Genomic DNA, 4,723 nt, shown 5'->3' on the forward strand with positions numbered 1-4,723 from the left:
GTGAGGATGTCGCGCAGCGGCGCATCCTCCTCCCGCCCGCCGCGGGTCACTTCCTGCAGCTGGGCGCCCTCCTCGCGCGGCAGCTGCAGCGCCGGCTGCAGCTGGAAATAGGAGACCAGGCGCTGCGGCATCTCGCGCGCGGGCAGCACCCAGTCGATCATGCCGGTGCCGATGGCCGCGCGCGGCATCGCATCGAGCGCGGCCTCGTCCGGATCCTGCGCCACGGTGAGGCCGCCGCGCTCCTTCACGCGCTTGATGCCGATGGCGCCGTCGGCGCCGGGGCCGGAGAGCACCACGGCGGCCGCAAGCGAGCCGTGCGTGTCGGCCATGCTGCGCAGGAACAGGTCGATCACCATGCGGCCGTGCTCGGGCTCGCCGTCGGTGAGCACCAGGCCGCCGTCGAGGGCGCGGGCGCCGCGCGCCGGCGGCACGATGTAGACCGTGTTGCCCTCGAGCCGCACGGAGCGCTCGACCGGCACCACGCGCAGCGGGATCGATTCGCCCACCCGGCCGGCCCACTCCGCCGCGGCTTCGGTGCCGGTGCCGGGCGGGTCGTGGCGCAGCACGACGAAGGCCATGCCGCTGTGCTGCGGCACGCCCTGCAGCAGCATCTGCAACTGGGGCAGCGCCGACTCCGATGCGCCGATGCCGACCACCGGCATGGTGCCGTGGCCGTGGCTCGGGATCGGGTCGTCGATCTGGTTACCGAGCTGTTCCTCGGCCTGGTCGGGCGTGAAATCGGTCGTCATGGCGGTCGCCTGTGCGGCCCATCATACGGCCCCGTTCACGGCTCTTCGCCCGACACCGCCGCGGCCAGCATGGCCAATTCACGCACCTGCGCGTGCAGGCGGTCGGCGTGGCGGCGCGCGGCCTCGGCCTGGCCCGCATCGCCGGTCGCCTCGGACACGGCCGCCATGCGGCGCAGCAGGATCTCGCGCTCCTGCAGGGCGCGCACGCCGCCGCGCATCGCATCCTCGCCGGCCTCGGCCTGGGCGCGCTCCAGGGCCTGGGCACTGAACGCATGGCCGGTGTGGCAGCGGAAGCGCAGCTGGCGCGCATCGCGCACCTCGAACAGGCCCCCGCCGCAATCCGGGCAGGCCAGCCCCGCCGGCTGGGCGATCGCCTGCACGTTGTCGAGCAGGTCCTCGCCGCGGTTGATGCCCACCTCGCGCACCAGCGCGTCCGCCGCCGGCCCCGGTTCCGGCGCGGGCTCCTGGTGCACCAGCCGCGCCAGCAGCGGCCCGAGCTCGGCCAGCGGCACGCTGTAGTCGACGTCCAGGGCGTCGAGCGCACTGCGCGGCATGCTCGGCTCCTCCGCCGTGGCGGGATCCTGCACGACGGCGATGCCGTCGCGGTCCTTGATCGCCACCAGGCCGGCGGTACCGTCATCCATGTAGCCGGACAGCACGACGCCGATCGCCCGCGGGCCCCAGGCCAGCGCGGCGGAGCGGAACAGCGGGTCGATCGCCGGGCGCGTGTGGTTCTCGCGCGGGCCGCGCGTCAGGCGCAGGTAGCGGCCTTCCACCAGCATGTGGTGGTCGGGCGGCGCCACGTGCAGCACGCCCGGCGTGAGCAGCTGGCGGTCGCGCGCATGCACGGCCGGATGCGGCCCGCGGTTGGCGAGCAGTTCCGGCAGCAGGCTCGGGTTGGCCCCGACGTGCTGCACGATGCAGACGGGGGCGGGGAAGCCCGGCGGCAGCGCTTCCGCCAGCTGAAGCAACGCCTGCACGCCGCCGGCGGAAGCGCCGATCACGACCAGGTAACCGCTCGTTGTTTCGATCGGCATCGCCCATTGTGCGCCGCCAACCTGCAGCGCGGGGGCGAGCGCGGCTCAGCGGGGCCGCGAGTCGCTGCACGCCAGCATGCGCAGGCAGCGCGCACGCAGCGCACCGATGCAGGCGCCGTGCCGCGCGCGCACCTCGGCCAGTTGCACGCGGTCGCTCTCCAGTTCCCGGAAGCGCAGCCGCCAGAGCGAATGCACCAGCTCCGCATGGGCGATGAGCAGTTCGGCCCAGGGCACGCTCAGCTGCGGCAGCGGCGCGCAGAACATGCGGATCTGCTCGATCTCCTCGCTGACCTGCTCGTACATCTCCATGTCGAGCCAGGTCTCCACCATGCGCGCCGCGTCGCGGTCGTACTGCTCCAGCGCCGAGGCGAGCTGGAACGCCATGGCGTCGAGCGCAGGGGCTTCGTAGGCAGACATGGCGTGGAGAGTCCCTCGCCGCCAGTTTAATCAACCCGCGCCGCGCGCAGGCTGGGGAACTGCCTTACGTCGTAAAGCTATGCGAACAGGGCCTTGTGCGCATCGCGCAAGAGGTTCTTCTGGACCTTGCCCATCGTGTTGCGGGGCAGCTCCTCCACCACGAAGCAGCGCTTCGGGATCTTGAAATTGGCGAGCTGCCCCTTCAGCGTGGCGATGATCTGCTCGGCATCGAGCTGCGCGCCCGGCCGCGGCACGACCACCGCGACGCCCACTTCGCCGAAGTCGGGATGCGGCACGCCGACCAGCGCACTTTCGGCGACGCCGGGCAACTCGTTGATGTAGCCCTCGACCTCCGCCGGGTAGACGTTGTAGCCGCCGCTGATGATCAGGTCCTTGCTGCGGCCGACGATGGTGACGTAGCGCAGTTCGTCGATCCTGCCGACGTCGCCGGTCTTGAACCAGCCGTCCTCGGTGAACTCCTCCTTCGTCTTCTCCGGCATCCGCCAGTAGCCCTTGAACACGTTGGGGCCCTTGACCTGGATGTTGCCGATCTCGCCCACGGGGACGTCATGGCCCTGGTCGTCGCGCACGCGCACGCTCACGCCGGGCAGGGGGAAGCCGACGGTGCCGCCACGGCGCTCGCCCTCCGCCTCGAAATAGGGGTTGGAGGTGAGCATGATCGTTTCGCTCATGCCGTAGCGCTCCAGGATCGTGTGGCCGGTGCGCTCCTTCCAGGCGCTGAAGGTTTCCATCAGCAGCGGCGCCGAGCCGGAGATGAACAGCCGCATGTTGCGGCACGCCTGCGGCGTGAGCGCCGGTTCGGCCAGCATGCGCACGTAGAGCGTCGGAACGCCCATGAACACGGTGGCATCGGGCAGGCGTTCGATGACCTTCTTCGGATCGAACTTCGCAAACCAGAGGATCCTGCTGCCATTGAGCAGCGCGCCGTGCAGCGCCACGAACAGGCCGTGCACGTGGAAGATCGGCAGCGCGTGGATCAGGACGTCGCCTTCCTTCCAGCCCCAGTAGTCCTTCAGCACTTCGGCGTTGGACAGCAGGTTGCCGTGCGTGAGCATGGCGCCCTTGCTGCGGCCGGTGGTGCCGCTGGTGTAGAGGATGGCGGCGAGGTCGTCGCCGCCCTTCGCCACCGGCGTCTGCCGGTCCGACTGCATCGCCGCGCGCTCCAGTAGCGAGCCGGTGCGGTCGTCGCCGAGCGTGAAGACGTGCTGCGTTCCGGCCTGGAAGGCGATCTTGCTGACCCAGCCGAAGTTGCCCGGCGTGCAGACCACCACGGCCGGTTCGGCGTTGCCGACGAAGTATTCGATCTCCGCCTTCTGGTAGGCGGTGTTGAGCGGCAGGAACACGTAGCCCGCGCGCAGCGTCGCCAGGTACAGCATCGCGGCCTCGACCGACTTCTCCACCTGCACCGCGATGCGGGCGCCCTCCTCGATGCCGAGGGACTGCAGCAGGTTGGCGATCATGGCCGTGCCGCGCTCGAGGTCGCTCCAGCTGTAGTGCAGGCCGGAATCGGTCTCCACGGCGATGCCGTCCAGGTCTTGCGGGAAGGCGGCGCGCAGCGCCACGAACAGGTTGCGGTTGTCCGTCATGTCGGGTCGGGATTCAGAAGCGGGGCGGTCTTTTTTCGAGGAAGGCCGAGATGCCCTCGCGGTGCTCGGCGCTCGCGGCGTAATCGTACGCCTTCGCCAGCACCTCCTGCGGCAGCGGGGCGTCGGCCGCGCTGCCGGCCAGCTGCCGCAGCAGCTGCTTGTTCATGCGCGCGGCCTGCGGGGCGAGCTTCGCCACCCGCTGCGCGCTCGCCTCCACCTCGCGCGCCAGCGCCTCGTCGGCCACCACGCGGTGCAGGAAGCCGCGCGCCTGCAGCGCGTGCGCGTCGAGCTGCACGCCTTCGAGCAGCAGCTCGCGCAAGGTCGCCTCGCCGGCCTTGGCGGCGACGAGCTGCAGCTCGCGCGGCGCCATCGGGAAGCCCAGGCGCCCGATCGGGGCGCCGAAGCGCGCGCCGGCGCCGGCGATGCGGATGTCGCAGCAGCAGGCGATCTCCAGCCCCGCGCCCATGCAGGCGCCCTCGATGTGCGCGATCACGGGCACGTCGCAGGCCAGCATCGCGGCCAGCCCGCCCCACACCTCCTCTTCGTGGAAACGGCGCAGGCTCGCCGGATCGAAGCGGAACGAAGGGTATTCGGCGATGTCGCCGCCGGCGCAGAAGCTGCCGTTCTCGCCGCTGACCACCACGCAGCGCAGGGCCGGATCGGCCTGGATGCGCAGGAAGCATTCGCGCAGCTCGCGCCACATCGCACGCGACATGGCGTCGAGCTTGCCCGGATGCGACAACGTGACGCGCCCGATCGCGCCCTGGATCGCCAGCCGTACCTGGCCTGCCATGTTGTTATCTCCTGTACGAAAAGCCGCGTGCGGCGGGCTCGCGCCGGCCGCACGCAACCCTCAACGGTACAGGTCTTCGAAGGCGCCCGCTACCGGGATGTCTCCCTGCGACAACATGGT

General features: G+C 71.0%; 5 protein-coding genes. All 5 read right to left on the minus strand.

Annotation, left to right across the window (positions count from 1 at the left end; genetic code table 11):
- Nucleotides 1-749 (minus strand): chemotaxis protein CheB (locus VFM98_RS21430; protein WP_325111919.1); only part of this gene is annotated, 749 nt, incomplete at its 3' end.
- 35 nt (nt 750-784) lie between these two features.
- The gene (locus VFM98_RS21435) at nt 785-1,786 is read right to left on the minus strand and encodes a chemotaxis protein CheB (RefSeq protein WP_325111920.1); all 1,002 of its coding nucleotides are present in this window, start codon (nt 1,784-1,786) and stop codon (nt 785-787) included.
- A gap of 45 nt (nt 1,787-1,831) precedes the next feature.
- Nucleotides 1,832-2,203, minus strand: coding sequence for a hypothetical protein (locus VFM98_RS21440; protein ID WP_325111921.1), 372 nt, complete (start codon nt 2,201-2,203; stop codon nt 1,832-1,834).
- Nucleotides 2,204-2,280: 77 nt separating this feature from the next.
- Nucleotides 2,281-3,810, minus strand: a complete 1,530-nt coding sequence (locus tag VFM98_RS21445) for a malonyl-CoA synthase (protein WP_325111922.1) — start codon at nt 3,808-3,810, stop codon at nt 2,281-2,283.
- 13 nt (nt 3,811-3,823) lie between these two features.
- Complete coding sequence (locus tag VFM98_RS21450; RefSeq protein ID WP_325111923.1) at nt 3,824-4,603, minus strand: enoyl-CoA hydratase/isomerase family protein; 780 nt, start codon at nt 4,601-4,603, stop codon at nt 3,824-3,826.
- Between the last annotated feature and the right edge of the window lie 120 nt (nt 4,604-4,723).

The organism is Ramlibacter sp., assembly GCF_035706265.1.
In the GTDB taxonomy this organism is placed as follows: domain Bacteria; phylum Pseudomonadota; class Gammaproteobacteria; order Burkholderiales; family Burkholderiaceae_C; genus Ramlibacter.

Coding starts and splice junctions, on each gene's coding strand:
- VFM98_RS21445 (WP_325111922.1), bottom strand. CDS start 3,810: ATGACGGACAACCGCAACCTGTTCGTGGCGCTGCGCGCCGCCTTCCCG.
- VFM98_RS21450 (WP_325111923.1), bottom strand. CDS start 4,603: ATGGCAGGCCAGGTACGGCTGGCGATCCAGGGCGCGATCGGGCGCGTC.
- VFM98_RS21440 (WP_325111921.1), bottom strand. CDS start 2,203: ATGTCTGCCTACGAAGCCCCTGCGCTCGACGCCATGGCGTTCCAGCTC.
- VFM98_RS21435 (WP_325111920.1), bottom strand. CDS start 1,786: ATGCCGATCGAAACAACGAGCGGTTACCTGGTCGTGATCGGCGCTTCC.